This window comes from Micromonospora sp. NPDC049529, from assembly GCF_055586685.1.
Genome location: NZ_JBVJHT010000004.1, coordinates 134,353 through 159,133 on the forward strand (window position 1 = coordinate 134,353; position 24,781 = coordinate 159,133).

At 70.7% G+C, this 24,781-nt stretch carries 20 protein-coding genes; 5 read left to right on the forward strand and 15 right to left on the reverse strand.

Going from position 1 to position 24,781, the window contains the following annotated elements:
• Nucleotides 1–2: 2 nt before the first annotated feature.
• The 14 genes from ACZ6QQ_RS08180 to ACZ6QQ_RS08245 form a co-directional block, all read right to left on the reverse strand.
• Complete coding sequence (locus tag ACZ6QQ_RS08180; protein WP_465875169.1) at nucleotides 3–1,154, reverse strand: radical SAM protein; 1,152 nt, start codon at nucleotides 1,152–1,154, stop codon at nucleotides 3–5.
• 37 nt (nucleotides 1,155–1,191) lie between these two features.
• Nucleotides 1,192–2,427, reverse strand: a complete 1,236-nt coding sequence (locus tag ACZ6QQ_RS08185) for an MFS transporter (RefSeq protein WP_465875170.1) — start codon at nucleotides 2,425–2,427, stop codon at nucleotides 1,192–1,194.
• A gap of 186 nt (nucleotides 2,428–2,613) precedes the next feature.
• Nucleotides 2,614–3,765: a restriction endonuclease gene (locus ACZ6QQ_RS08190; protein ID WP_465875171.1), complete on the reverse strand. Its 1,152-nt coding sequence runs from the start codon at nucleotides 3,763–3,765 to the stop codon at nucleotides 2,614–2,616.
• Nucleotides 3,734–5,032, reverse strand: coding sequence for an MFS transporter (locus tag ACZ6QQ_RS08195; RefSeq protein ID WP_465875172.1), 1,299 nt, complete (start codon nucleotides 5,030–5,032; stop codon nucleotides 3,734–3,736). Before ACZ6QQ_RS08195 ends, ACZ6QQ_RS08190 begins: the two co-directional genes overlap by 32 nt.
• Entirely contained in the window at nucleotides 5,029–7,692 is a 2,664-nt protein-coding gene (locus ACZ6QQ_RS08200; RefSeq protein WP_465875173.1) for an ATP-grasp domain-containing protein, read from the reverse strand. The genes ACZ6QQ_RS08195 and ACZ6QQ_RS08200 overlap by 4 nt, the downstream gene beginning before the upstream one ends.
• Before the next feature lie 59 nt (nucleotides 7,693–7,751).
• Nucleotides 7,752–8,996 carry an ATP-grasp domain-containing protein gene (locus ACZ6QQ_RS08205; protein ID WP_465875174.1) on the reverse strand — a complete coding sequence of 415 codons (1,245 nt, stop codon included), beginning with the start codon at nucleotides 8,994–8,996 and terminating at the stop codon, nucleotides 7,752–7,754.
• The gene (locus ACZ6QQ_RS08210) at nucleotides 8,983–10,305 is read right to left on the reverse strand and encodes an amidohydrolase (protein WP_465875175.1); all 1,323 of its coding nucleotides are present in this window, start codon (nucleotides 10,303–10,305) and stop codon (nucleotides 8,983–8,985) included. Before ACZ6QQ_RS08210 ends, ACZ6QQ_RS08205 begins: the two co-directional genes overlap by 14 nt.
• Nucleotides 10,306–10,428: 123 nt before the next feature.
• Nucleotides 10,429–11,139, reverse strand: coding sequence for a cyclase family protein (locus ACZ6QQ_RS08215; RefSeq protein ID WP_465875176.1), 711 nt, complete (start codon nucleotides 11,137–11,139; stop codon nucleotides 10,429–10,431).
• Nucleotides 11,140–11,172: 33 nt separating this feature from the next.
• On the reverse strand, nucleotides 11,173–12,597 hold the full coding sequence (locus ACZ6QQ_RS08220) for a diaminobutyrate--2-oxoglutarate transaminase family protein (protein WP_465875177.1): 1,425 nt from the start codon (nucleotides 12,595–12,597) through the stop codon (nucleotides 11,173–11,175).
• Between the two features lie 17 nt (nucleotides 12,598–12,614).
• Nucleotides 12,615–14,996, reverse strand: coding sequence for a carbamoyltransferase HypF (gene hypF / locus ACZ6QQ_RS08225; protein WP_465875178.1), 2,382 nt, complete (start codon nucleotides 14,994–14,996; stop codon nucleotides 12,615–12,617).
• 7 nt (nucleotides 14,997–15,003) lie between these two features.
• Nucleotides 15,004–16,029 (reverse strand): hydrogenase expression/formation protein HypE, encoded by a 1,026-nt coding sequence (gene hypE, locus ACZ6QQ_RS08230; protein WP_465875179.1) that lies wholly within the window; start codon nucleotides 16,027–16,029, stop codon nucleotides 15,004–15,006.
• A gap of 32 nt (nucleotides 16,030–16,061) precedes the next feature.
• On the reverse strand, nucleotides 16,062–16,646 hold the full coding sequence (locus tag ACZ6QQ_RS08235) for a cysteine hydrolase family protein (RefSeq protein WP_465875180.1): 585 nt from the start codon (nucleotides 16,644–16,646) through the stop codon (nucleotides 16,062–16,064).
• Between the two features lie 60 nt (nucleotides 16,647–16,706).
• Nucleotides 16,707–17,243 carry a GNAT family N-acetyltransferase gene (locus tag ACZ6QQ_RS08240; RefSeq protein ID WP_465875181.1) on the reverse strand — a complete coding sequence of 179 codons (537 nt, stop codon included), beginning with the start codon at nucleotides 17,241–17,243 and terminating at the stop codon, nucleotides 16,707–16,709.
• 126 nt (nucleotides 17,244–17,369) lie between these two features.
• Nucleotides 17,370–18,170, reverse strand: a complete 801-nt coding sequence (locus ACZ6QQ_RS08245) for a hypothetical protein (RefSeq protein WP_465875182.1) — start codon at nucleotides 18,168–18,170, stop codon at nucleotides 17,370–17,372.
• A 340-nt stretch (nucleotides 18,171–18,510) separates the two neighbouring features.
• Here ACZ6QQ_RS08245 and ACZ6QQ_RS08250 point away from each other — a divergent pair, with 340 nt between their 5' ends.
• The 3 genes from ACZ6QQ_RS08250 (at nucleotide 18,511) to ACZ6QQ_RS08260 (ending at nucleotide 21,248) form a co-directional block, all read left to right on the forward strand.
• Entirely contained in the window at nucleotides 18,511–19,428 is a 918-nt protein-coding gene (locus ACZ6QQ_RS08250) for a hypothetical protein (protein ID WP_465875183.1), read from the forward strand.
• 343 nt (nucleotides 19,429–19,771) lie between these two features.
• The gene (locus ACZ6QQ_RS08255; RefSeq protein WP_465875184.1) at nucleotides 19,772–20,725 is read left to right on the forward strand and encodes an EamA family transporter; all 954 of its coding nucleotides are present in this window, start codon (nucleotides 19,772–19,774) and stop codon (nucleotides 20,723–20,725) included.
• Between the two features lie 10 nt (nucleotides 20,726–20,735).
• On the forward strand, nucleotides 20,736–21,248 hold the full coding sequence (locus tag ACZ6QQ_RS08260) for a GNAT family N-acetyltransferase (RefSeq protein ID WP_465875185.1): 513 nt from the start codon (nucleotides 20,736–20,738) through the stop codon (nucleotides 21,246–21,248).
• A 72-nt stretch (nucleotides 21,249–21,320) separates the two neighbouring features.
• Here the strand turns inward: ACZ6QQ_RS08260 and ACZ6QQ_RS08265 are convergent, their stop codons facing one another.
• A complete protein-coding gene (locus tag ACZ6QQ_RS08265) occupies nucleotides 21,321–22,214 on the reverse strand; it encodes a hypothetical protein (RefSeq protein ID WP_465875186.1) in 894 nt (297 codons plus the stop codon).
• Between ACZ6QQ_RS08265 and ACZ6QQ_RS08270 the strand changes: the two genes are divergently transcribed.
• Together ACZ6QQ_RS08270 and ACZ6QQ_RS08275 are read left to right on the forward strand one after the other, a co-directional pair.
• Nucleotides 22,195–22,548, forward strand: a complete 354-nt coding sequence (locus tag ACZ6QQ_RS08270) for a hypothetical protein (protein ID WP_465875187.1) — start codon at nucleotides 22,195–22,197, stop codon at nucleotides 22,546–22,548. The genes ACZ6QQ_RS08265 and ACZ6QQ_RS08270 overlap by 20 nt on opposite strands.
• A 482-nt stretch (nucleotides 22,549–23,030) precedes the next feature.
• Entirely contained in the window at nucleotides 23,031–24,659 is a 1,629-nt protein-coding gene (locus ACZ6QQ_RS08275; RefSeq protein ID WP_465875188.1) for an endonuclease/exonuclease/phosphatase family protein, read from the forward strand.
• Nucleotides 24,660–24,781 lie beyond the last annotated feature (122 nt).

The following is a 24,781-nucleotide window of genomic DNA, read 5'->3' on the forward strand; positions in this document are numbered from 1 at the left end:
ACTCACACTCCGTTCAGGTACAGCAGGATGCACTTCGAGCAGACCGGCATCATGCCGCCGGCCGAAAGGATCTTGCGGACCTCGCGGAAGGGCTCCCCGTCCCACAGGTCGAGCACACCGGTGTCGTGCAGGTTGCCGACCACGAACTCGGGGAAGAACTTGCACGAGCTGACGTTGCCGTCGGCGTGCACCTCCATCCGGTTGGAGACGGCGAGGCACTTGCTGCGGCCCTGCGCCGGGCGCGAGGTGCCGAGGATGAAGTCCTCCAACTCGTCGGGCTCCAGCTGTGGCTGGTAGCGCACCCGTACCCCCCACCGTCGGCTGGCGAGCCGTGCCATCGACTCGCGCAGCACCGGCAGCAGCTCGGGTGGCAGCCGGTAGGTGTAGGAGTGCCAGGTCGGCTTGCTGGTGCCGGTGTCGTTGGCCAGCCAGGCGAAGGACTTCTCGTACAGCTCGTCCATGGCGCGGGCGACCTCGGGGCTGATGTACCAGGGGAACTGGAAGTAGACGGTGTTGACGCCCAAGTCCTCGGCCCACTCCATGAACTCGTACATCGTCTCCACGGTGACGTGCGAGACCATGCACGACAGCGAGACCTCGCCGCCGAACTCCCCGGTGCGCTTGAGGTCGAGCATGCGCCGGATGTTCTTCGTGGTCCGCGCGAAGGTGCCCCGGCCGCGTATCGCGTCGTGCTCCTCGCCCAGCCCGTCGAGGCTCACCAGCAGGTTCAGGTTCTCGCCGATGCGGAGCAGGTCGTCGATTCGGCGGGAGAACAACAGCCCGTTGGTGCACATGTTCACCGTGCGCGGGTAGCGCGTCAACAGCTCGGCCACCTCGGCGAACCTGCTGTACATCAGCGGCTCGCCGCCCCACAGGAACAGCTTGGACCGGGCGGGCGCGGTGACCCGCAGCACCTCCTCCACCACCCCGATCTCCAGCTCCGTACGTTGTTTGACGGAGCTGAAGTCGCGGAAGAAGCCCTGCTCGTTCCACTGGTAACAGTGCACGCAGCGCAGGTTGCACCGGTAGGTGAGCTGGAGGCTGACCTCCTGCGGCAGCGTCGCGGCGTAGCCGGGGTCCTCCCGCAGGTGCTTGCGGGCCGCCGACCGGATGGACACCGTGTGCAGGATGTCGGCGAACTCCTTGGTGTTCAAGGTCCTGGTGGTAGCGGGATACATGACCCGTCCCTTCCTAGAAGCTGTATGAGCGGCGACGACCGAGGTGGTCCGGCAGCCGCGCCGGGAGCAGCAGCACGGAGCCGGCGATGCACAACCCCGCGGCGGCGATCACCACGGCGAGCCCGGCGGACGGGCCGAGTACGCCCCCGACGAGGCTCGCGGTCGTCCCGCCGGTGAGCGCGCCGAGCGGAATCGCCGACGAGGTCAGCACCCGGGCGGTCGCGTGTACGGTCGCCTGCCGGTCGGCCGGGGTCACCCGCTGCCGGACACTGGTGACGACGACTCCCCAGGTCGGCATCCAGAGCGCGGAGAACGCCCGGAGCGCGAAGAGCAGGGCGGTCGGCGCCGACACCAGCAGACAGAGCGGGAGCGCGCACCACGCCAACCCCTCGGCGCAGGTCGCGACCATCGCGCCCCGGGCACCGAGGAGCCGGGTCAACGGTTCGGCGCAGAAGACCCCGACCAGCGCGCTCGCGGCGCCGACGCCAAGCAGCAGACCGGTTGTCGTACTGGACATGCCGAGCGTGCGGTAGGCGAACAACAGCAGGACGGCGTCGACGGCACCGATGCCGAACGCCCGGAACGCGGCACTCGCGACCAGCGGCCGGAGCACCGGATGGTGGCGGGTGAAGCGGAGCCCGTCGCGTACCCTCGCCAGCACCGACGTCCGGTCCGGCCGAGGGGGCCGGGCGAGCCGGATCCGCGCCCGCCACCAGGCGGAGAGCAGGAACGGGACGGCCCCGACTGCCAGCGCGGCGGCCGAGCCGAGTGCCCCGATGACCAACCCGCCGGTGGCGGGACCGATCAGCTTCGACGCGCTGTCCGAGCCCTGCTGGCGGGAGTTCGCGCCGACCAGACCGGTCGGCGGTACGAGCGCGGGCACCATGATCTGGCCGGACAGGTCGCTGAACACCGTGGCGACACCGGCGACGGCGACCATGGCGACAACGGGCCCGACGGAGGTGATCCAGCCGGCGAGCACAGCCGTCGCCAGCAGCGCGAACACGCCGCACCGGACGAGTTCGGCGCAGACCGACACCCGCAGCACGTCGGCCCGGACGAGCAGGGCACCGGCGAACAGGCCGACGATCGGGTAGGCCAGCCAGCCGGCTGCCGCGACGAGCCCCACCTCGGCGCTGGAGGCGTCGAGCAGCAGGATCGCCATGGTCGGCACGGTGAAGCCGGTGATCCGGTCACCGACGGCGCTGGCCGTCTGGGACGCCCAGAACAGTCCGAAGTCCCGGTTCATCCTGACCGGACTCGTCCGTCCCGCACCGGTGGCGGCGGCCGGCGACGGACCGTCGCCGGCTGTGTCCCCATCCGCCCCGATATCCGACCCGACCGTCACCCGCCGCCCCCAGCCGTGTGCCACAAGGCATTCAGGAAATCATATACATCAATAAATCGGCCGGCGAGGACGGTGATCGGGCCGCGCTCAGCGGGCGGTGTCCGGATCGGGCTCGACCATCAGGTCCGGTACGAGGTGTTCGCGCAGCATGGCGCGGAGTCGACGGCCGTCGACCACCTCGATCCGACCGTCCCGCAGTGCGCGGGCCCGGTCGGCCGCACCGATCTGCCCCGCGCTGACCAGCACCCCGGCACCGGCGGACCAACTGTCCATGGTGTCGACCAGTTCCTCGACCCCGGCCGGGCCCACCCCGAGCCGCCAGGCCTGGGCCACCCGCACACCGCCCCGGATCGGGTCGACGGCGAGCGCGTCGACGTCCGCACCCGACGACTCCCGTACGGTCCAGTCCGACCAGCCGACCGCCTCGAAGAGGCAACGGACCACCTGCGCGAACTCGACCGGTGGCAGGGTACGCAGGTCGCCCAGCCCGGACAGGTCGACCACCGGCCCCGACTGCTCGACGAACCGGCAGTCCGACAGGTCGGCGTCGAACAAGGGCTCGACGGGCACCTGCGCGTACGGGTGCGGCGACACGTTCGCCGCCAACCCGAGCCGCAGGCAGGTCACCGGGTCGAGGGTCGGGTCGTCCAGGTCGAGCCGCCCGAAACCGCCCCGGGTGACCTCCGTACTGACCAGCAGTCTCCTGGTTCGGCCGGTGGTGCGGTACCCGTGCAGGACGATCCGGTCCACCAGCGGGGCGGAGGTGAGGTCGAACGCCCCGGCCAGGGTCCGCAGCGTGATCCGGGCCAGGAGGTGTGCGTACCGGGTGCGGATCTCGGTGACGGGACGTGGGTCGGGGCGCGGCGGGTCGCCGTGGTAGCCGGTCACCGCCGGGATCACGTCCGGCTGCGGATACTCGTACTCCAGCAGTAGCCGGCCGTCCGACGGGCAGATCCGGGCCGCGCACCAGCCGTGGTGCGTACCCGGGCTGTTGGCCGCGCCGAGTTCGCGCAGCAACGCCCGGTCGAAGGCCGTGGTGCCACGCAGCCCGAGGGTGTCGGTCAGCCGGCGCCGCGCCCGGCGCAGACCCCGGTCCCGGTCGAGCAGCAGGCGGTCGAGCAGGCGCGTACGGACCCGCACCGCCTCGGTCCGCAGGACCGCCTCGGTACGCGCGGCAAGCTGCGCCGACGCGCCGGTGACCCGGTCGTCAGTGGGAAGCGATGACCTGCTGGACGCCATCGCGATCCTCCGTGGACGCGGTCGGTTGCGGGATGTCGGTCAGGGTCCTGACCGGTGAGCTGGCGATGATCACGAGTACGGCGAGGAACCCGGCCGCCGTGACGAAGAGCGCGGGCCGGAGGCCGATGGTGTCGCCGAGCCAGCCGCCGACGAGGCCGCCGATGGGCAACGTCCCCCACGAGACCAACCGGTAGCCGGCGTTCATCCGTCCCAGCAGCGCCTCCGGGGTGATCGCCTGACGCAGGCTGATGATGTGGATGTTGGCGATGGTGGCGCCGGCCCCACCGAGGGCGAACGACAAGATGATCATGATGACCCGCACCGCCCCGGGCCCGGCCGCCAGCGGGACCAGAACCGGTGCGGTGCAGCACGCCACCAGCGCCAACATGATCGCCGGCCCCAGCCCGAGCCGGTTCTTCAGCCGCCGCGCGACGAGCGAGCCGAGCAGCGAACCCACCGCTCCCCCGCTGAGCAGGAGGCCGATGGTCCCCGGACCGAAACCCAGACTCCGGGCCGCCCAGATCACGAAGAGGGTCTGCAACGACATGAAACAGAGGTTGTAGACCCCCGACTGGAGTGCGCAGGCCCGCAGGATCGGATTCACGAAGATCACCGACAGCCCCTCGGCGATCGCGCGGTGCAGCGGAAGGCTGCGTTCCGGCCGGGCCGGCCTGGGCTCGGGCTGCCTGATCGCGAGCAGGCTGCCGACCGAGACCAGGTACGACACGGCGTTGACCAGCAGCGCGATCGGCGCCGTGGCCACCTGCACCAGCAGCCCGGCCAGCCCCGGCCCGCCGATCTGCGCCAGTGAACTGGTCCCCTGAAGCTTGCTGTTGCCCTCGACGAGCTGCTCCCGCCCCACCAGGGTCGGCAGATAGGACTGGTAGGCGACGTCGAAGACCACCGTCAGGACCCCGACGAGCAGGGCCGCCACGTAGAGGAACTCCATCCGCAGCAGCCCCGCCATCGACAGCAGCGGCACCAGCGCCACCAACACCGCCCGCCCGACATTCGCCGCGATCATCAACGGCCGGCGCCGCACCCGGTCCACCCAGACGCCGACCAGCAGCGTGACGGCGAGGAACGGGGCGTACGACGCCGCGTTGAGCAGACCCACCTCGGTCGGGCTGGCCTGCATCACCAGGATCGCGGTCAGCGGCAGGGCGAGCGTGGTGACCTGGGCGCCGATCTGCGACACCGTCTCGCCCGCCCAGAACCTCATGAAGTCGCCGTGGCGCCACAGCACGGCGCCGGAACCGGCGCTCACAGCCGCGCGCCGGCCGGGAACGGGTCGCCGTCGACGTCCTGCCCCGACCCGGTTCCCGGTGCGCCCGACCCCTCGGCGACGTGGAACGCGCAGCCGATCTGGGCACCGTTGAGCATGCTCACGATGCCGACCGCGGGATCGGGAACCCCCCGAGCCAGGGTGCCGGCGTACCGGCCGTTGACCAGCATCACCCCGTACGCCACCGCCATCTGCTGGAAGCCCGTACCGTCGTCGGCGAGGAAGCGCTCGGTGACCGGCAGCAGCCGCTCCTGGACCACGTACGGCCCGTCGAGCGCCTCCCGGACCCGTCGGGCCCACTCGTCCTCGTCCACCGTCCAGCCGGGGGTGACCCCGACACCGCCGTAGAGCAGCGTCGGCTTGAGCACCAGCCGGTCCTTGTTGGCGAGCACGTGCGGCAGCAGGTCCACCGCCTTGCCGTCGACCGTCACCTCCTCCTCGCGCAGGAACCGGGTCCAGGGCAGGATCCGGTCGACCAGGTCGAGCTCCGCCTCGGTGAAGTGGTGCCGGTTACGTTCGTCGCTGAGCATGGCGAGGCTGCCCTTGTTCCCGTACAGCTCGCTGTCCAGGGGCGCGAACAACACGACCGTGCCGCGCTCGACCGCGTCGAGAAGCGGCTCGACCCGCTCGCGGCTACGCGGCTCGTCGGGCATCTCGCCCGGCAGGAACATCCGGTAGACCACGTCCACCTTCCGTCCGTCGAGCAGCACCTCGCCGTCGGCGTACCGGAACTGGTCCAGGTGACAGACCACGGTCTCGAAGCCGAGTTCCTCGAAGCCCGGCACGACGAACTCCATCCAGCACCGGGTCCGCTCGAAGCCCTCCGGCCAGTCGGTGATCGCCAGCAGCGGCCGGGCGACGGTGCCGAGGTCGGGCGCGTGGGCGCGGAGCACCGACACGATCTCGGCGAGCGGGTCCGGGAAGGTCAGCCCCTCCTCGGCGGCGAACCGTGCGAACTCGGCGTCCCCGGCCAGCGCGCGGCCGAAGATGCCCATCTGCCAACCCCCGAGCGAGCTGCCGGTGTTCAGCTCCATCAGGCGGAAGCCGTCGGTCTGCCGGTACAGGTCCGCCCGGGCAAGCGGTGCGAGCCGGGGCCCGGCGCCGCGCAGCACCAGGTCGGTCTGGACCGGTGACATGCCGACGGCGGCGGCGAACCGGCGCGGGTCCCCGTCGAACAGCCGCGCGGGCAGGTCGGCGACCAGGTCAAAGAAGCCGGCCAGGTCACGTTCCAGGGTGGCCACGTCGGTCGCGGTGAGGAAGACCGGGCGGTTGAGCCCCTCACCGCCCCCGGCGCCGTACCGGAACCACTCGACGCCCCGGACACCGGCGACGGTGGCCCGTTCGGCGCCCCGCTCGTGGTCCAGGAACCGCCGGGTCACCGCGTTCTCCTGGAGCACGCCGAGCCGTACCTCCGCCGGCCCGTGCAACCGGATGGTCGAGGCCTCCTCGGCGGCGTCCAGGATGGTCCGGGTGCCGACGGCGTCGTCGGCGACCGCGATCAGCGCCGCCGTACGCGGGGTCAGGGCACGCGGCGGCAGCAGGAGTTCGTCGCCGGGCCGGGCCAGCGGTACGGCCGCCACCAGCCCCGGCACCTGCGCCGGGTCGGGCAGTTCGACTCGCTCGACGACACCGTCGTGCACGGGGCAGAGGAACCGGATCTCGGCGTGCCGGTCCCGGACCGGGGCGATCACCGGCGTACGGGTGAAGGCAATCTCGCCGGCCGCCAGCGCCAGGTCCACGCCGGTGGCGAGCCTGCCGAGGTGCGGGATGAGGTCGCCGGCGATCCGACCGTTCAGCTCGATCAGCCGAGGCCCGGCCGGGGTGAGGCGTACCTCGGTGTGGGTGATCCCCCAGTCGACCCCGATCGCCTCGTGCGCGGCGCGAACCAGCGCCTCGACGTCGGCGGCCCACGGCTCGTGCCGCCACGGTCCGACGAGGTGCCCGACCTCCTCGAAGTACGGCGGCGGGCCGAGCCGCTTGCGCGCCACGAAGACCGGTTCGGCGGCGCCGTCGACCACGACGCTCTCGACGCTGATCTCCGGCCCCTCCAGGTACTCCTCGATCAGCACCCCGTCGCTGACCGGCACCCCGGTCAGTCGACTCGTCGCCGCGAGCCGGTACGCGTCGGCCAGCCCCGCCGGGTCCCGTACGACGGTGACGCCGAGGCTGCCGCCGAGCGAACGGGGCTTGACCACGACCGGGTAGCCGATCGAACCGGCCACCTCCAGCGCCTCCTCCTCGCCCCGGGCCAGCCCGTACCGGACCGCCGGCAGGCCGGCCGCCCCGGTCACCTCGCGGACCCGGTACTTGTCCCGGCAGATCCTGGCCGCCTCGGCCGACAGGTGACGCAGACGCAGGCGGCGGGCCACCTCGGCGGTCGGGACCAGCGAGAACTCGTCCCAGGTGAGGATCGCCGCGTCGGCGACCTCGCCGCGCAGGTCGGCGACGGCGATGAACAGCTTTCCCTTGTTCGTGGTGTCGGCGATGCGGAAGGTGTCGACGTACCGGGCCTGCCAGGTCGGCGGCTCCGGGGCGACGAGGACCACCTCGTACGCCTCGGCGAGGGCCGCGAGGGCGTATTCCCGGTACTCGGCCAGGCGGCTGCCGACGAGGATCAGTCGGGGTCGCTCGGTTGTCGCCATCTGTTCCTCCTGGTGGTTCCGGACATTGCGTCGTTGCGGACGTTGCGTCGTTGCACGGGTCACCGTGGGGCGTGGACACAGCTGAGGCGGAAGTCGTCGGCGCAGGCCCGGATCGCGGCCTCGACCTCGCCGGAGGACGAGCCACGGAACCTGAACCGGGCGCCGACGTGCTCGTACCCGCCGACGCGGGGGATGACGGTGCCGGCGGCGGGCACGATCTCGGCGTACGGGCGGGTCGGGTTCGGCGGTGACGCCCAACCGGCGGTGACGACCCGGCACGGCGTCTCCACGGGCGTGGGCACGAGCAGGTAGCCGCCGACCGTGCCGCGTTTCGGTTCGGGCAGCACCGGGTCCCGCCCGAGTTGGACGTCCACGGCGGCCGCCATCAGGTCCACGCCGTACACCTCCCGCCAGAGGAACGGGATCTCGGCGCCGCCGACCCGGCCGGCGACCTCCAGGAACGAGATCACCGGCCGCCCGTCCGGTCCGACGCCCGCGAAGAGTTCGAGGTGGAACACCCACGGGCGGTCGGAGAAGGCAGCGCCGACGGCGGCGGTGAACCCCTCGACGGCGGCGAGCAGGCCGGGGTCGTCGACCTCCGCCGAGCCGAGGTACGTGCCCCCGGCAAAGCCCACGCAGCTGTTCAGGTACCGGTAGGCCCGCCAGTTGCCGAGCCGGTCGCCGTGCCACACCCCGTCGACGTGCAGGATCTCGTCGGCCACGAAGGTCTGGACGAGATACGGCTCGCTGCCCAGCGGCGTCGGCCCGGCCAGGTCGGCGGGGCCGTCGAGCCGGAGCACGCCCCGGCTGGCGGTACCGAGGCGCGGCTTGATCACCAACGGCCAGCCGTGCCGCTCACCGAAGGCGCGTACGGCCTCGGCGTCCGGCGCGTCGGCGAACGCCGGAACCGGCAGGCCGGCGGCGGCGACCAGATCCGCCATCACCAGCTTGTCGCGGTACGGGGCCAACTCGTCGGGCTGCTGCCCGGCCAGACCGTGGGCCCGCCGCAGCAGCGCCGCGGTGTCCAGGTCACCCTCGTTGAGGGCAACCAGCCGGTCCGGTCGGCCGTACCGGTCGACGAGTCCGGTCAGCGCCGCGTCCACCACCGGATACCGGTCGGTCGCCTCGACCAGGACGACCTCCGCCGCCGAGGGCGGAACCGAGGCGGCCGCGAGCCGGGTGCCGATGTAGGTGACGGCGAACCTCTCGTGGTCGAGGTAGTCGGCGTAGCGGGCGTACCCGTCCCGCCACCGGTGCAGCACGACGACGTGCCGGCGCCGGCGGGTCGGCTCAGCCGACGGCATCGGCGGACCGCCCGGCCGGGCTGCCGGTGACGGCGCCCACCGGCTCCGCCGCCGCCCCGTCCGCCGGGACGAGCCACGCCAGCGCCGCGATGACCAGTGCCTGGATACCGACGGCGAGGGTCGGCTGCACGATCGGCGCGAAGGTCGCGGCGTGGTTCTGCGGCACGTCCTCGTCCAGCCGGCCGGCCTGCGCGGCGGCCAGGTACACCTGCGGTTCGATCCCGCCGAAGAACCAGTAGACCGAGGGCACCCCGGCCGCCGCGCCGAGGATCCCGAAGTCCTCGCTGGCGGTGGTCGGCGGGATCGTCATCACCCGCTGCGCGCCGAAGAAGGCCCGGTGCGCGTCGGCCACCCGGACGGTGCCGGCGTCGTCGTTGACCGTGGCGGGCAGGTGGTAGACCGAGGTGATCTCGGGCTCGCGGGGGGCGCCCGCCGCGTCGGCCTCCGCCCGGGCCAGGCGTCCGATCAGGCTGATCACCCGTTCGCGTACCGCCGCCGAGTTGGTCCGTACGTTGACGGACAACTCGGCCTCGTCCGGGATGACGGAGGCGGTGGTGCCGGCGTGCAGGGCACCGACGGTGACCACGACCGGCTCCTGCGCGGCCACCGCCCGGGACACGACGGTCTGCAGGCGCAGGACGAGCGAGGCCGCCATCACCACCGGATCCACACTGGACTCCGGCTTGGAGCCGTGACCGCCCCGGCCGAAGAGCCGGATGCGGATGCTGTCGTTGGCGCCCATGACGGTGCCGGAGCAGGTGGCGACGATGCCGGCCGGGCCGGGGCCGACGTGCTGGCCGAGAATCACGTCGGGCTTGGTGAAGCGCTCGAAGAGCCCGTCCTCGACCATGGCGCGGGCACCGTACCCGCTCTCCTCGCCGGGCTGGAAGATGGCGATCACGGTGCCGCTCCACGCGCCGAGGTCGGCGCTGAACAGCGCACAGGCACCGAGCAGGGCGGTGACGTGCAGGTCGTGGCCGCAGGCGTGCATCACCGGCACCTGCGTACCGCTGTCGTCGACGGCCGTGACGGTGCTGGCGTACGGCAGCCCGGTCTGCTCCCGCACCGGCAACGCGTCCATGTCGGCACGGAGCATGACCACCGGCCCGGCACCGTTGCGGAGCACGCCGACCACCCCGGTCTGCCCGACCCCGGTGGTCACCTCCCAGCCCAGTGCGGTGAGCCGGTCGGCGGCCGTCAGGGCCGTGCGCTTCTCCTGGAAGGCCAGCTCCGGATGGGCGTGCAGGGTCCGGTAGGTCTCCTCCAGCTCGGGCAGCAGCGGCGGCAGGTGGGTGAAGAGTGCGGACATGTCGTCCTTCCCTGGGGCAGCGGGCGGATGGGTCAGACCAGGCGGGCGACGGACGGTTCCGGCGACGAACCGGTCCGCGACGGCTCGCGGCCGCCGCGTACCCGGTTCGGCGTCGGCGGACCGTCACCCGCCATCACGTACTCCGTAGATCCGGACCGGCCGGTCGGTCGGCCGGTCGCCGGTGGGGACCGCGTGCAGCCGGAAGCCGCTCGGCGGAAGGTCGTCGAGGCCGGCCACGGCGGTGACCGTGGGCACGCCCCGCTCGGCGAGCAGCCCGGTGACATCGGCCAGCGTCGTACCGTCGGCGGCGACGAGCGCGACGCCCTGCTCGGCGAGCCAGGTCGCGGCCCCGGCGGTGAGCCGGGCTCCGCCGCCGGTGTGCAGGACGACGGCGTGCCCGTCGACCCGGTACGGGGCGAGCGCCGGGCGGTCCACGGTGGCGAGGGTGCTGCCGGTCAGCCGGATCAGCACGCCCGGCAGGTCGACCAGGCCGGCGAGCGGGGACAGCCGCTCGCCGGAGTCGCCGTCGGGCAGGTGCAGCAGCGTGTCGGGACCGGTCAGGTCGACGACGGTACGCGTACCGGCGGCGACGGCGACGCCACGCGAACCCTTGTGCGGCTCGCGGATCAGGCTCCGGTTCTTGATCACCGTCCGGCCGACCATCAGCAGTCCGAGGTGGCCGACGAGCAGTTCACCCAGCTCGTCGTCGTCGATGTCGGTGCCGGGAATGTCCAGCCGGAATCCCTGGACCTGTAGGGCCCCGCCGTTGCTGAACTCGACCTCGGCGTCGAACTCGACCCGCCACTGATCGGCGCTGTCTCGCTGTTGCACCATGCTGCACCCCTGTCGTCGTGGGCTCGGGGCCGGTCAGTCGAACGACCGGTCCAGCTTCTCGCCCAGTTCCGCGATCTCCTCCTCGGTGATGATGAGCGGCGGCAGCAGCCGGAGCACGGCACCATGCCGCCCACCGCTCTCGATCAGCAGTCCGTTGTCGAGGCAGCGGCGCTTGATCTCGCGGGTCCGGGCACCGTTCGGCGGCCGGCTGCCGAGCGCGTCGGCGGGCCCGTCGGGGTCGACGATCTCCAGGCCCCACATGAGGCCACGGCCGCGTACCTCGCCGATCTCGGGCCGTCGGGCGGCGATGCCGCGCAGCATCGAGCCGAGCAGTTCGCCCTTGGTCGCCACCTGCTCGACCAGACCGTGCGCCTCGATGAACTCCATCGTCGCGGCGCCGGCCACCATGCCGAGTTGGTTGCCCCGGAAGGTGCCGGCGTGCGATCCGGGCCGCCAGCCGTCGTACCGCTCGTGGTACGCCACCAGGGCGAGCGGGTGCCCGCCGCCGACCGCCTTGGAGAGCAGTACGGCGTCCGGTTCGATGCCGGCGTGTTCGAAGGCGAACATCCGCCCGGTACGGCCGAAGCCGGTCTGGATCTCGTCCACGACCAGCGGAATGTCCAGCCGAGTGGTGATCTCGCGCAGCCCGCGCAACCACTCCGGCGGCGCCGGGATGACACCGCCCTCGCCCTGCACCGCCTCCACGATGACCGCCGCCGGCTTGGTGATCCCGCTCTCCGGATCGGTCAGTACGGTCTCGATGTAGCGCAGCCCGGCCCGCGTCGCCTGGGCGCCGCCGAGGCCGAAGGGGCAGCGGTAGTCGTACGGGTACGGCAGGAAGTGCACGTCCGGCATGAGCGACGCGACGCGTTCCTTGGCCGCCAGGTTGCCGGTCAGGCTCAGCGCGCCGGCCGTCATGCCGTGGTAGGCGCCGTGGAACGCGAGCACGGTACGGCGTCCGGTGGCCGACTTGAACAACTTGACCGCCGCCTCGGTGGCGTCCGCACCGGCGGGACCACAGAACTGCACCTTGGCGGTGGCGGCGAAACCCGCCGGCAGCAGCCGGTAGAGGGTCCGCAGGAACCGGTACTTGGCCGGCGTCGTCAGGTCCAGTGCCTGCTGCATCCCACCCGAGTCGAGATACTCGCGCACGGCGGTGCCGACCGCCGGATGGTTGTGCCCGAGGGCCAGGGTGCCGGCCGCCGAGAGGCAGTCCAGGTAGTCCCGACCGTCGGTGTCGTGCACCCGGGCCAGCCGGCCGTACCGCAGCACCCGGTCGACGGCGTTGGCGTACGTCCGGGCGTTGGACTCACGGGCGCGGACGAAGGCGTACGCGTCGTCGCCGATCGTCACCCCGTCGACCGCGACCGCGTTGTCAGCTGTCAGCACCTGGTCGCGTGCCGCCGCGCCGGCACGTGCCGCCACCCCGTCGCTGCGAACTGCTACTTCTGCACTCACGGCTACCGATTCCTCATCTATGTACGGGCGTCCGCGACCATGACCTGGCCGAGGGCGATCCCTCCGTCGTTGGTGGGCACCTGCCGGTGGCAGTGCACGTCCAGCCCCTGCCGGGCAAGCTCGACCATGCAGTTGACCAGCAGAAACTCGTTCAGGTAGACGCCGCCGGAGAGGACCACCCGATCGACCCCGGTGACGTCCCGCACGGCCAGGCACTGCCGCGTCACGGCGTCGACCACGGCCGTGTGGAACCGGCGGCTGATCCGGGGCAGTCCGATCCCGGCGGCCAGGTCGGCGGCGACCGCGCGGACCACGGGCCGGGGATCGAGCTGGGTGACCTCGCCGGCGACCACGACGTCGAAGTCGTAGGCGCGCTCCGGCTTCAGGTCGCGCTCCAGCAGCCCTTCGAGTTCGATCGGCCCCTGGGCCTCGTACTCGGCCCGGACGCAGACGTCGAGCAGCGCCGCGACACCGTCGAAGAGTCGACCCATGCTCGACGTCATCGGCGAGTTGATGCCCCGGGCCGCCATCCGGGCGTAGACGTGCCGGTGCTGGTCGGAGAGGGTGCCGAGCACCGGGAACGCCGCCGTGACCCGTTCGGGATCGTCGAGGGCGTCGAGGGCGAGCGCGAGCCCGGTCCGGATCGGCTCCCGCACGGCCTGGTCGCCGCCGATCAGCGCGAGTGGCCGCAGGTGCGCCACCCGACGTACGGCCGCGTAGTCGCCGAGCAGGAACTCCCCGCCCCAGATCGTCTCGTCCTCGCCGTAGCCGGCACCGTCGAAGACGACGCCGAGCGTCGGACCGGTGAGCCGGTTCTCGGCCATGCACGACGCCATGTGCGCGTGGTGGTGCTGGACGAACTCGGTGGTCAGCTCCTCGGCGCCGGTCGCCGACGCCGACCGGGTGGTGCGGAACTGCGGGTGCAGGTCGTACGCGCGCAGCCGGGGCCGTACGTCGTAGAGGTTGGCCAGGTGTTCGGCGGCCCGGCGGTGCGAGGCGAAGGTCTCGTCGTTCTTCAGGTCGCCGATGTGCTGGCTCAGGTAGACCCGGCTGCCGCTGCTCAACGCCACGGTCGTCTTCAGCTCCGCCCCGTACGCGACCACGGTGGCCAGTTCCCGCCCCACGTCGACCGGGTACGGCGCGTAGCCACGGGCCCGGCGCAGGAAGGTGAGCAGCGGCTGCTCCAGCTCGGGGTGGCTGGAGAGCCGGACCACCGAGTCGTCGACCCGGATCTCGATGTCCCGGTCGTGGTAGAGCATGACGTCGGCGATCTCGAAGAGCTGCTCCAGCGCCTCGGTGTTCCGGTACGCGATCGGGTAGCCGGAGATGTTGCCGCTGGTCATCACGAGGGTGCCGAGCCCCGGCTCGTCGAGCAGCAGGTGATGGTGCGGTGCCGAGGGCAGCATCACGCCGAGGTTCGGGTTGCGCGGCGCGACGCTGTCCGGCAGCGAACCGTCGCGTTTGCGGGCCAGCAGGATCGGGCGGGCCGGCGAGCAGATCAGCTCCACCTCGGCCGGTTCGAGGTGGACCAACCGGTGGGCGGTGGCGAGGTCCCGCGCCATCACGGCGAACGGCTTGGAGTCGCGACGCTTGCGCCGCCGCAGCCTCGCCACCGCCTCGGCGTTGGTGGCGTCGACGGCCAGATGGAATCCGCCGACGCTCTTGATCGCCGCGATCTGCCCCCGGGCCAGCGCCTCGGCGCAGCGCCGGAGCGCGTCGTCGCCGACCGCGACCTCGGGGGAGTCCGGTGCGGTCCCGAACAGCAGCCTCGGCCCGCAGGCCGGGCAGGCGTTCGGCTGGGCGTGGTAGCGCCGGTCGAGCGGGTCGCGGTACTCCGTCTCGCACCGGGCGCACATCCGGAAGGTCACCATCGTGGTCTGCGCCCGGTCGTACGGCAGGTCCCGCACGATGGAGTAGCGCGGGCCGCAGTTCGTGCAGTTGATGAACGCGTAGCGGTACCGGTGGTCGGCCGGGTCACGCAGTTCGGCGACACAGTCGGCGCAGACGTGCGTGTCGGCCGGCACCAGCGCCGTACGGCTGCCCGCCTGGCGGCTGGTGACGATGACGAACCGCCCGTCCGCGTCGGGGTCGAGCGGCAGCCCCCGGGTCACCCGTACGTCGTCGACCCGGGCCAGTTCGGGGGCCTCGCTGCTCAGCTCGGCCGCGAACCGGGTCAGCAGGGCGACCGGGCCGGCCACCTCGACCAGCACGCCCTCCGGGTCGTTGTAGACCCAGCCGGAGAGCCCGTGCTGGTGGGCCAGCCGGTAGACGAAGGGCCGGTAGCCGACCCCCTGCACCACGCCGGTGACCCGGATCCGGTGCCGTTCCCGGCCGGCCCGGCCGGGGCCGACACCGGCCGGGCCCTCGACGCTCACGCCGCCGTCGGTCTCGACGCTCACGTCGCCCTCAGCACAGCCGCGGGAGTTCGGCCCCCCGCAGTTCCTCGATCACGGTCTCGCGGCCGTCCGCGTCCCGCATCACGACCTCGGTGCCGGCCCGGTCGGTCACCACGCCCACGGTGACCGCGTACGCCCCGTACGGGTGGGCGGTCAGGGCGGCCAGTACGTCCTGCTCGGCGGCCGGGTCGACGATCAGGGCCACGCAGCCCTCGTTGGCACAGTTGAGCGGGTTGATGCCGAGCATGTCGGCGGCCATCGCCGTCTCGGCCTGGATCGGCAGCGCCGGTGCGTCGAAGGCGATGATCCGGCCGACGCGTTCGGCGTACTCGTGCAGTACGGCGGAGAGGCCACCCCTGGTGACGTCCCGGACGGAGCGGACGGCGCCCGGCGCGGTCTTGGCGAAGACCCCGTCGAGCATGTTGTTGAGCGGCGCGCAGTCGCTGAGTACCCGGTTCTCGAAGCCCAGCCCCTCGCGGATGGAGAGCAGGTGGATGGTGTGGTTGCCGAGCTGTCCGCTGAGCACGACCAGGTCGCCGGGGCGTACCGCGGACATCCGCAGCGGTTCCCGGGCGAAGACGCCGACACCGGCGGTGTTGAGGTAGATCTGGTCGGCCTCGCCGGCGCGGACCACCTTGGTGTCGCCGCCGACGATCAGCACCCCGGCCTCGCGGGCGGTCTCCCGGATCGAGGTGAGGACCTGGACCAGCCGGGCGATCGGCAGCCCGGTCTCCAGGATCATCCCCAGGGTCAGGTAGCGCGGGGTCGCGCCGGAGACGGCGAGGTCGTTGACGGTGCCGCAGACGGCGATCTTGCCGATGTCGCCGTTGCCGAAGAAGGGCGGGTCGACGACGAACGAGTCGGTGGTCATCGCCAGCCGGGTCCCCTCGACGGTGAGGACGGCGCTGTCCTCCATGACCCCGACGTAGACGTCACCCAGCGTCTCGATGATGAGATCCAGCAGTTCGTGGCTCAGTTGCGCGCCGGTGCCGTGGTCGAGGACGATCCGGTCACCCACGTCGGTGCTCGCGGTCATGGGGAGGCTCCTTTCCGCCGGGGAGAGCTGGGTCAGGGGGTCTTGATCGCCTTGCGGGGAAGCTCGCCCTCGCTGTCCAGCACCCGCAGCACCTCGTCGGCGGGGACGACGGTCGCGCAGTAGCCGGCCAGCCACTCCAACGCGCGGTCGCGGTCCTCGGGCCGGGCGGAGACCACGCAGTCGGACGGGACCCACACGTTGTAGCCCCGGAAGAAGGCGTCGGCGGCGGTCGTCTGTACGCAGATCTGGGTCTGCATGCCGGTGACCAGGACGGTGTCCACACCGAGGGCCTGCAACTGCTCGTGCAGGTCGGTCTCGTAGAAGCCGCTGTCCTTGTTCTTCTCCACGACGACGTCCTCGGGGGCGAGGAAGTCCTCGATCACCTCGGCGCCCCGGGTGCCCCGCTGCACCGGCAGGTACCCGTCGTAGCGCTCGGCGTTCGGGTCGTCCGGGTCGTTGACCAACTGGAGGTGGAAGACGTGGTGACCCCGGCGCCGGATTCCGTCGAGGAAGGCGGCGAAGTGCGGGGTGGCCGCGGTGACCGCGGCGACCCGCTCGGGGTTCTTCTCCACGAGTTCGTACTGGAGGTCGTTGGTGAGCACGGCGATTTTCGACATGGCGAGGCCCTAACGGGAGAGGAGACGGGAGGGGGAACGGGACGGGGCGAGGCAGGCGCGTCAGGCGGACACGGACGCGGTCTCGTCGGCGTGCAGCCAGCTACCGGTCCGGCGGAAGTGCTCTTCGAGTTCGGCCCGGCGGGCGTACATGAAGTGCCCGATCACGGGTTCGCCGTTCTTGCGTGCGTAGTCGGGCAGGAGGCCGTACTGCTGGAAGCCCAGGCGGTGCCAGAGCTGCTTCGGGCCGTCCTCGCGGACCTCCAGGGTGATGATGTCGCAGCCCATCTCGGCGATCCGACGAACCGCCTGCTCGAACCCCTCCAGCAGGAACTGCCCCCGGTGGGACGGTTTGATCACGCACCGGCGCAGATCCACCACGTGCCGCCGGGCGGGCAGCGGAGCGCGGGCCAGGGTGAGCATGCCGACGATCTCGCCCTCGTCGGTGCGTACGGCCAGCAGTTCGAGGGCACCTCGGCGCAGTTCGGCTTCGAAGGCGCGCATGAGCGCGAGTCCGTCCTCGTCGTTGAGCGGCTCGATGAAACCCAGGGTCATCTCCCGCGTCGCCACCGCGTTCATCAGGCCGACGATCTCACGCATGTCCTTTATGGACAGCTCAGTTGGCCAGTCGTACTTCACAGACAACCTCCGAAGGAGCGCGTACGGCAGCTGCCCTGCGGGGCACGCGGACATGCGGCCCCGCAGCGGCGGACGGGTTGCGGTCGGTCAGACCAGCGAGGCGCGGGCCATCAGGTTGGTCTTGAGCGCGGCGGTCGGTGCCGCCTGCGTGAGGGCGGAGGGGTCCGCACCGGCGCCGAGCACCGAGGTCGCGTAGACCTCGACGAAGTACGACACGAAGAGCGAGTTGATTTTGATCAGGTGCTCGACGAAGCGCTCCTCGTCCTCCTCGGACTTGATCACGCGCATGATCATGTTCCAGACCATGTCGACGTGGTCGTCCTCGTCGTCGAGCGCGAGGTGGGCCCGGGCCCCCTTGGTCTTGTCCGCGCCGACGTGCTGCTCCATCACGTCGAGCCAGTCCGGCTGCGTCTTGCCGGCGATGTACTCGAGGTAGAAGCCGCTGATCATGGAGGCGAGCGGACCCTCGGTGGCCAGCGTGTAGTAGAAGTAGCCGTTGAGGATCTCGGTCGCGAAGGTGGGGCGGATCGCGTAGATCTCGTCGTCGGTCATGCCGACCTTGTGCAGGTCGCCGGCGAACATGCGATCGTGGCGGCCCTCCTCCGCACCATAGAGACCCCACTCCTTGCACAACTGCGGGTCACGGGTGGCCCAGTAGTTGGCGATAAGCGGGTCGACCGCGCGCTTGAGACCGATTCGAATCATCGTCTCCACGTTGTGTCGCTTGTAGAGTTCGAGATTGAACTGGTCCTTCTGGAGCATTCCTTCGGCGCCCTTGTTCTGCTCGTAGAAATCCCGCTCGAATTTGAGCAGCAAATCATCGACGCGCTTGCGGAACTCCGGCCGCTGCAGGGACGAATACGTGTTGTAGGACCCACTACGTGGCATTTCTCCCCCATCCAAGGTCGACGAGGCGACGAACACCCGCCGCGCTCGGGTTAACCAACACCGAAAAACGCGCTACGTGTCGCATGATCAACTTACCCCAGTCATAGACTGTCGCGGATTGCTAAGGCGACAATATGATCGCCCGACAGCGACTGGACAGGCTAGGCAAGCGAGGGGCACATGTTTTTGCTGGCGGAAACATGAGGGGGCGCAGATTGTGACAAACCAGACCGGATCCCTACCTGCCGTTCCGCGACTTGATAAGAATGCCCGTCTTGTCTACATTGATGCCCTGAGTCGACATGAAACCGACGAAATGACGGCTTCGACAAGTTTGTCGATGGACCCGGAACAATCGTCCACTGCCATTAACAGCCTTGTAAGAATTGGCCTCCTTCAACCACACGCCACAGACCCCACCCACTTCAGCCCCATCTCACCCGATATAGCCCGGGCCCGCGTCCTGAGCCCCCTGCAACGCCAGATCAACGCCGTCCAGGACGCGGTCAGCCAGCTGCGCGGCGAACTCGACGCCCTCACCGAGGCGTACGAGCAGAACCTCGACGAACGTCGCAGTCGGCACCCGACCCACACCGTCTCCGACCTCACCCAGGTACGCGAGCTGATCAGCGGCTTCGCCGCCGAGACGGAGGAGGAGGTGCTCACCTCGCAGCCGGGCGGCGCCCGCCCCGAGGAGGTGCTCGCCGAGAGCCTGGGCCGCACCGAGCAGCTGCTGAAACGCGGCGTACGGATGCACACGTTGTACCAGCACACGGCCCGTTTCAGTCCGCCGACACTCGCCTACGTCGAGCATGTGACGGCGCTCGGCGGCGAGGTCCGGACCACCGCCGACGGCTTCGCCCGCTGCCTGCTCTTCGACCGCCGGGTCGCCGTGATCGGCCTGCCCGGCTCGCCGGACGGGGCGAGCATCGTGCGCGACCCCAGCTTCCTGGCATTCATGGTCGACAGCTTCCAGCGGTGCTGGAACAAGGCCACACCGCTGCCGACCCGGCACTACCGGCGGGACTCCCTGGTGGCCGTGACCGGAGTCCGGAAGGCGATCGCCGCGCTGCTGATCAGCGGTCAGACCGACCACAAGATCGCCCAACGGGTCGGCCTGTCGCTGCGTACCTGCCAGCGGCACATCGCCGAAATCATGGGCAGTCTCGGCGCACAAAATCGCCTACAGTTGGGCTATCTTCTTGCCACCAGGAAGCTGGATGAGGAGGAGCGGCCGGCCGGCGAGCCGGCAGGTTGAATTGACGCTGCCCGTACGGATTGGGTTGCCGCCATTCGACAGCCGGAACCGACGGTGGCGGCTGATTTCCCGCCCGCACCGGGACATGCGCGGCAACCCGGACCCGAGCGGGGAATGGGCCAGTCGAACCGACCGTGCCCACCCACCGGACCGACGGTTCTGTCGCAGCCCGGCCGCACGATCGCGTCGAACAACAACACCGCCGAACGGCAGATCCCTACGGTCGAGATCCGGCAGGGAGTAGCCCGGTGCCACACACCTCCACCGCAGGCCCGTCCCGGCCACCGCGGCCGAACCACACACCTGACCCTCACCCGAACCCATCCACGATAGGCGGTTCACCTTGGCACCGGGGCACCTCGCACTGGGAGTACTGGTCACCATAATCTGGGGCTTCAACTTCGTCGTCATCCGCGTCGGACTCGATTCGTTCGACCCCTACCTGCTCGCCACGCTGCGGTTCACCTTCTGCTGCATACCGGCCATCTTCTTCATCAAGAAGCCCGCGGTCTCCTTCCGCTACCTGGCCGCCTACGGCCTGGTGCTCGGCGTACTCCAGTTCGGGCTGCTCTTCGCCGGGATCGACGCCGGCCTCTCCGCCGGCCTCGCCTCGGTCGTGCTGCAACTACAGGTGTTCTTCACGATCGGCCTGGCCGCCCTCACCTTGAAAGAGAAGATCAAGCCGGCCCAGGCGGCCGGGATGGCGCTCGCCGTGACCGGCATGGTGCTCATCGCGGCCGGGGTCAGCGACGGATCCGCCACCGTCCTGGGCGTACTGCTGGTCACCGGCGCGGCCGCCGCCTGGGGACTGGCCAACATCATCGCCAAGAGGGCGCAGACCGACGACATGCTCGGCTTCATGCTCTGGTCGAGCCTGATCCCGCCGATCCCGCTGTTCCTGCTGACGCTCTGGCTCAGCGGTCCGAGCTCGGTGGCCGACTCGTTCGCCTCACTGTCCTGGACCTCGGTGGGATCGGTGCTCTACCTGGTCTACCCGACCACGCTGTTCGGTTACGCGATCTGGAACAGGCTGCTGCGTCGCTACTCGACCACGCTCGTCGCACCCTTGACCCTGCTCGTACCGGTCTTCGGTCTGGCCAGTTCGATCCTGGTGCTCGACGAGCGACTCACCGGGGTCAAGGTGGCCGCCGTCCTGCTGGTGGTCGCCGGTCTGGTGGTGACCCAGATCCGTTGGGGACGGCGCCCGCAGCCCGCGCCGGAGACCGCGGAGCCGGCGCCGGAGACCGCGCTGGCGACCGACGGCCCCACGTCGACCAACCGCCCGTCGCCGTCTTGAGGACACCACCGTGGAGACGAACGAGGTATCACTGCGACCGATCCTCGCCCGGGACCTCGACGTCCTCCGTCGGTTCCGCCTGGAACCGGGCCTGATCGGACCCAACTGGTACGGCCACCGCGACTCGGGCGAGCTGGAACGCCGACTGCACGAGGACGGCTGGCTCGGTCCGGACGACAGCCGGCTCATGGTCTACACGGGCGACGACGCGGCCGGATTCGTCGCCTGGTCCGCCACGCACCAGGGCAACGGCAACTACTGGAACATCGGCGTCTCCCTGCTACCCGAGTGGCGGGGCAAGGGCATCGGGCTCCTCGCGCAACGGCTGCTCTGCGCGTACCTCTTCGAGCACACCCCGGTCCCCCGGTTGGAGGCCGCCACCCAGCCGGAGAACATCGCCGAGCAACGGATCCTGACCCGGCTCGGTTTCGTCCACGAGGGCACCCTGCGCAAGGCCGAGTTCCGACGCGGGCAGTGGCAGGACATCCTCGTCTACGGGCTGCTCCGGGGCGAACTCCGGTAACCGCGACGGTACGGCGCACCAGCTCCGCGTACGCCGGCCGGCCCCGTACACCGGGTCCGGCCGGCACCAGGGTCAATCGTCGGCGGCGAGCCTTTTCATGACGATCGTGAGGATGAGCAGAGGAATCGCGAGCGCGATGGCGAGTCCGACCGTCACCATCACCGGGCTCGCGATGCCCGGCTGGTTCCCGACGGCCCAGACCCGCCGGTTGAAGAGCAGGGCGCCGACGGCGATCACCCCGATCAGTACCGTCAGAACGACATCGACGGTGGGATTGAAACCCGCGAACCCGGGCGCGAGAAACGCCACCGCGGGGTCACGTAGGAGGAGGTCGTACAGGCCGACCGGGTCGGGCAACGAACCGATCACCGGCGTCTGCGACCAGATCGACCCGAACTCCAGGCGGTACCCGTCGTCGGTCGCCGCGGCGGCCAGCAGCATGGACAACGCGACCCCCATGCCCGCCGCCGTATCCGCACACCTGCCCTGATCGCTTCCCGCGCCGCCGGCCGCCTTGAACGGCAGCACGATGGTCCGGCCGACGTGCCCGAACAGCGCGACGATCGCGCCCACGACAGCCAGTCCGGCCATCACGACGAGCAGGACCAGCACTGTCGCGGCGACGACCGGCCCCAGATAGCGGGAGATCCCGGCAGCCAGCTCACCGACCACCGTGCGAAGCCAGGCGAACACCTCGTCGAACATCCCGAAGGCGACCGATGCCAGCACCGCCGCGACCGCCACCAGCACCAGGGACGCCGTGACCCATCGTCGCGCCCGGTGGATCCGTCGAACAGCCCAGTAAAGCGCCGCGATGGCCAATCCGACCAGCAGGAGGATCCCGACAACCGCCAGGAAGGTGCTGATCCAGTCGATGAACCAGACGATCTTCCGATAGAACCAGAAGCCCAACCGCAGCAGTCCGACGACGATCTCGGCACCCCAGGTGAGCACCGGCAGCGCCACCAACCCGAGCGACAACGCCAGAGCGCTCACGCCGAACGGCTTCCCACTGCCGACCTTCGCCGAGCAGACCAGCGACGCGACCAGCAGCGCCGGAACGGACCAGAACGCGGCCATGGTCGCGTACCGCTCGACCTCGCCGACCGCCGGGGACTCCAGCGGTGGCTTCAGGGTGGTGTTGGCGAGCGTGTTCATGAAGTCGAGCACGGCCCGGCCGGCCGACCATCCGACGTCGACGCGGGCGATGACGGCGAAGAACTCCGGCAGTGTCGCCACGACGAACAGCAACCCGATCAGGACGACAAGCGGTGTGTGTTTCCACGAGAATCCGAGTTGAAGGCTCAGTACGTCCAGCCAGGATGCTGACCTGCGTTGCCGTCCGGGACGTGCCGTGGTAGCCACCATGCGGTTTCCGACCTCTCCACAATCAACCCGGACACCATGTTCCCGCCCAACGGCCAACCGCAGGTAGCGCCCCTTTGGACGACCCGGCATCGCTCGACGCGCAGGTGAACCGGGCAAGACAGCGGTCAATCCGGGAGATACGCCGGAGGTGTCCGACCGAATGGCGCGTCCGATCGGGCCGTGAGGCCCCGCGCGGTTCTGGACGGTCCTACGGCGATCGTGTTCGGCGGCGGTGAACCGGCCCGGTGGGTTTCGTGGAGAGCCGGCGGCAGCGGTGGCGAACCGCGACCTTCAGCGGAGCGTCCAGCAGCGTTCGGTTGTGCTTCGGCCCGCTGTGGCGGAGATGTCACGTCGCATGCATGCCGGCTGCCGACGATCGCGGTAATCGCCGATCTTCGATTCTCAGGAGCCCAGATGCGCAGACTGCTCCCCCTGGCGCTGACCGTCCTCTCCGTCGCGGTGGCCGTCACCGCGCCGATCCAGCCCGCCCAGGCGGCCGCCGACGGGACGTTGACGGCGACGTCGCCGTCCGTCGCAGTCGGCGCCAACCTTCGGTACGACGACGGGCACACCCGGCTGGCGCAGCCGGCCCGCGTACGCCTGACCGCCGCCCTGCCCGGAACCCTCTCCCTCGGCTCGGCCACGGTCGCCGCCGGTACGCCGATCCCGCTCAGCTACACGACGTCGAAGCCCAACGCCAGGAACTGGGTCGGGCTCTACCGCAATCCGGGCAACGGCCCCGTCAACCAGGCGTATGTGGGCCCGTCGCTGAGCTGGACCTACACCACCGGCTCCAGCGGATCAGCCTCGCTGCCCACATCGGGTCTCGCGGCCGGTGACTACATCGTCTACTACCTCTTCAACGACGGGTACACCTGGCTCGCCCAACCCGCCACCCTGCGGCTGACCTCCAACACCGCGCCACACTTCCCCACCCCGGTCTTCACCCTGCGCAACGCCAAGGTCGGCGCCGCCTACTCGGCGACGGTAGGTGGCCTCGTGCAGGGCGACACCACCCGGCTGAGCTTCACCAAGACCTCCGGGCCCGCCTGGGCCACGGTCTCCTCGACCGGTGCCGTCACCGGCACCCCGACCGTGGCGGGCAATGCCACGCTCGGCATCCGCGCCACCACCGCCTCGGGCACCACTGACGCTACCGTGACGATCCGCGTCCAGTCCGGCCCGCTCGTCCCGCAGTTCAGCGCGCTGAGCTGGAACCTCTGGCACGGCGGCACCGTGGTCTCCGGCGGGTTGGAGAAGGAGCTGAAGTTCCTGCTCGAACGGGACATCGACGTCGTCGGGATCCAGGAGAACCAGGGCAGCGCCGCCCAGACCCTCGCCGCGTCCCTCGGCTGGTCGTACTTCCAGAACTCCGACACGGCGATCCTCAGCCGCTACCCGATCACCGCCACCACCCCGACCGTCGCCGGCTCGGCCGTCGCCGCCAGGATCGACCTGGGCTCCCGTTCCCTCCGGCTCTGGAGCGCCCACCTCGGCTACACCCCGTACGGCCCGTACGACGCCTGCTTCGGTCGGATGAGCGTCCAGCAGCTCCTGAACCGGGAGTCGTCCTCGGGCCGGACCAGCCAGATCAACAACATCATCGCCGCCATGTCGGCCGACCTCAGCGGCTCCTCGGCCACGCCGGTGCTGCTGACCGGCGACTTCAACGCCCCGTCCCACCTCGACTGGACGTCCGCGAACTCCCGCTGCGGCTACGGAGCCGTCCCGTGGCCCACCTCCACGGTCCCCGCCAACGCCGGCCTGACCGACTCCTACCGCCAGGCCCACCCCAACCCCGCAACGAATCCGGGCGTCACCTGGTCTCCCGTCTACAAGACCTTCACCGGCGGCTACGGCTACGACTCCCACTCCGGCGAGCCCGAGCCCCAGGACCGCATCGACTTCATCCACTACAGGGGACCGCTCACGGTCCTGTCCTCCGATGCCGTGTGGGAAGGCACCCCCTCCCAGTCCAACCCGTCCGCCAACGCCTGGACCTCCGACCACGCCGCCGTCCTCACCGTCTTCCGGCTCAACTGACCATTGCGCAATGCCCGGCGGGGGGGGGGGGGGGGGGGGGGGGGGGGTGGGGGGGGGGGGTGGGGGGGGGGGGGGTGGGGGGGGGGGGGGGGGGGGTGGAGGGGGTGAGCAGAAAAACGAGG

Coding starts and splice junctions, on each gene's coding strand:
- ACZ6QQ_RS08185 (WP_465875170.1), bottom strand. CDS start 2,427: ATGAACCGGGACTTCGGACTGTTCTGGGCGTCCCAGACGGCCAGCGCC.
- ACZ6QQ_RS08190 (WP_465875171.1), bottom strand. CDS start 3,765: ATGGCGTCCAGCAGGTCATCGCTTCCCACTGACGACCGGGTCACCGGC.
- ACZ6QQ_RS08200 (WP_465875173.1), bottom strand. CDS start 7,692: ATGGCGACAACCGAGCGACCCCGACTGATCCTCGTCGGCAGCCGCCTG.
- ACZ6QQ_RS08205 (WP_465875174.1), bottom strand. CDS start 8,996: ATGCCGTCGGCTGAGCCGACCCGCCGGCGCCGGCACGTCGTCGTGCTG.
- ACZ6QQ_RS08210 (WP_465875175.1), bottom strand. CDS start 10,305: ATGTCCGCACTCTTCACCCACCTGCCGCCGCTGCTGCCCGAGCTGGAG.
- ACZ6QQ_RS08215 (WP_465875176.1), bottom strand. CDS start 11,139: ATGGTGCAACAGCGAGACAGCGCCGATCAGTGGCGGGTCGAGTTCGAC.
- hypE (WP_465875179.1), bottom strand. CDS start 16,029: ATGACCGCGAGCACCGACGTGGGTGACCGGATCGTCCTCGACCACGGC.
- ACZ6QQ_RS08235 (WP_465875180.1), bottom strand. CDS start 16,646: ATGTCGAAAATCGCCGTGCTCACCAACGACCTCCAGTACGAACTCGTG.
- ACZ6QQ_RS08240 (WP_465875181.1), bottom strand. CDS start 17,243: ATGCGTGAGATCGTCGGCCTGATGAACGCGGTGGCGACGCGGGAGATG.
- ACZ6QQ_RS08245 (WP_465875182.1), bottom strand. CDS start 18,170: ATGCCACGTAGTGGGTCCTACAACACGTATTCGTCCCTGCAGCGGCCG.
- ACZ6QQ_RS08250 (WP_465875183.1), top strand. CDS start 18,511: ATGGACCCGGAACAATCGTCCACTGCCATTAACAGCCTTGTAAGAATT.
- ACZ6QQ_RS08275 (WP_465875188.1), top strand. CDS start 23,031: ATGCGCAGACTGCTCCCCCTGGCGCTGACCGTCCTCTCCGTCGCGGTG.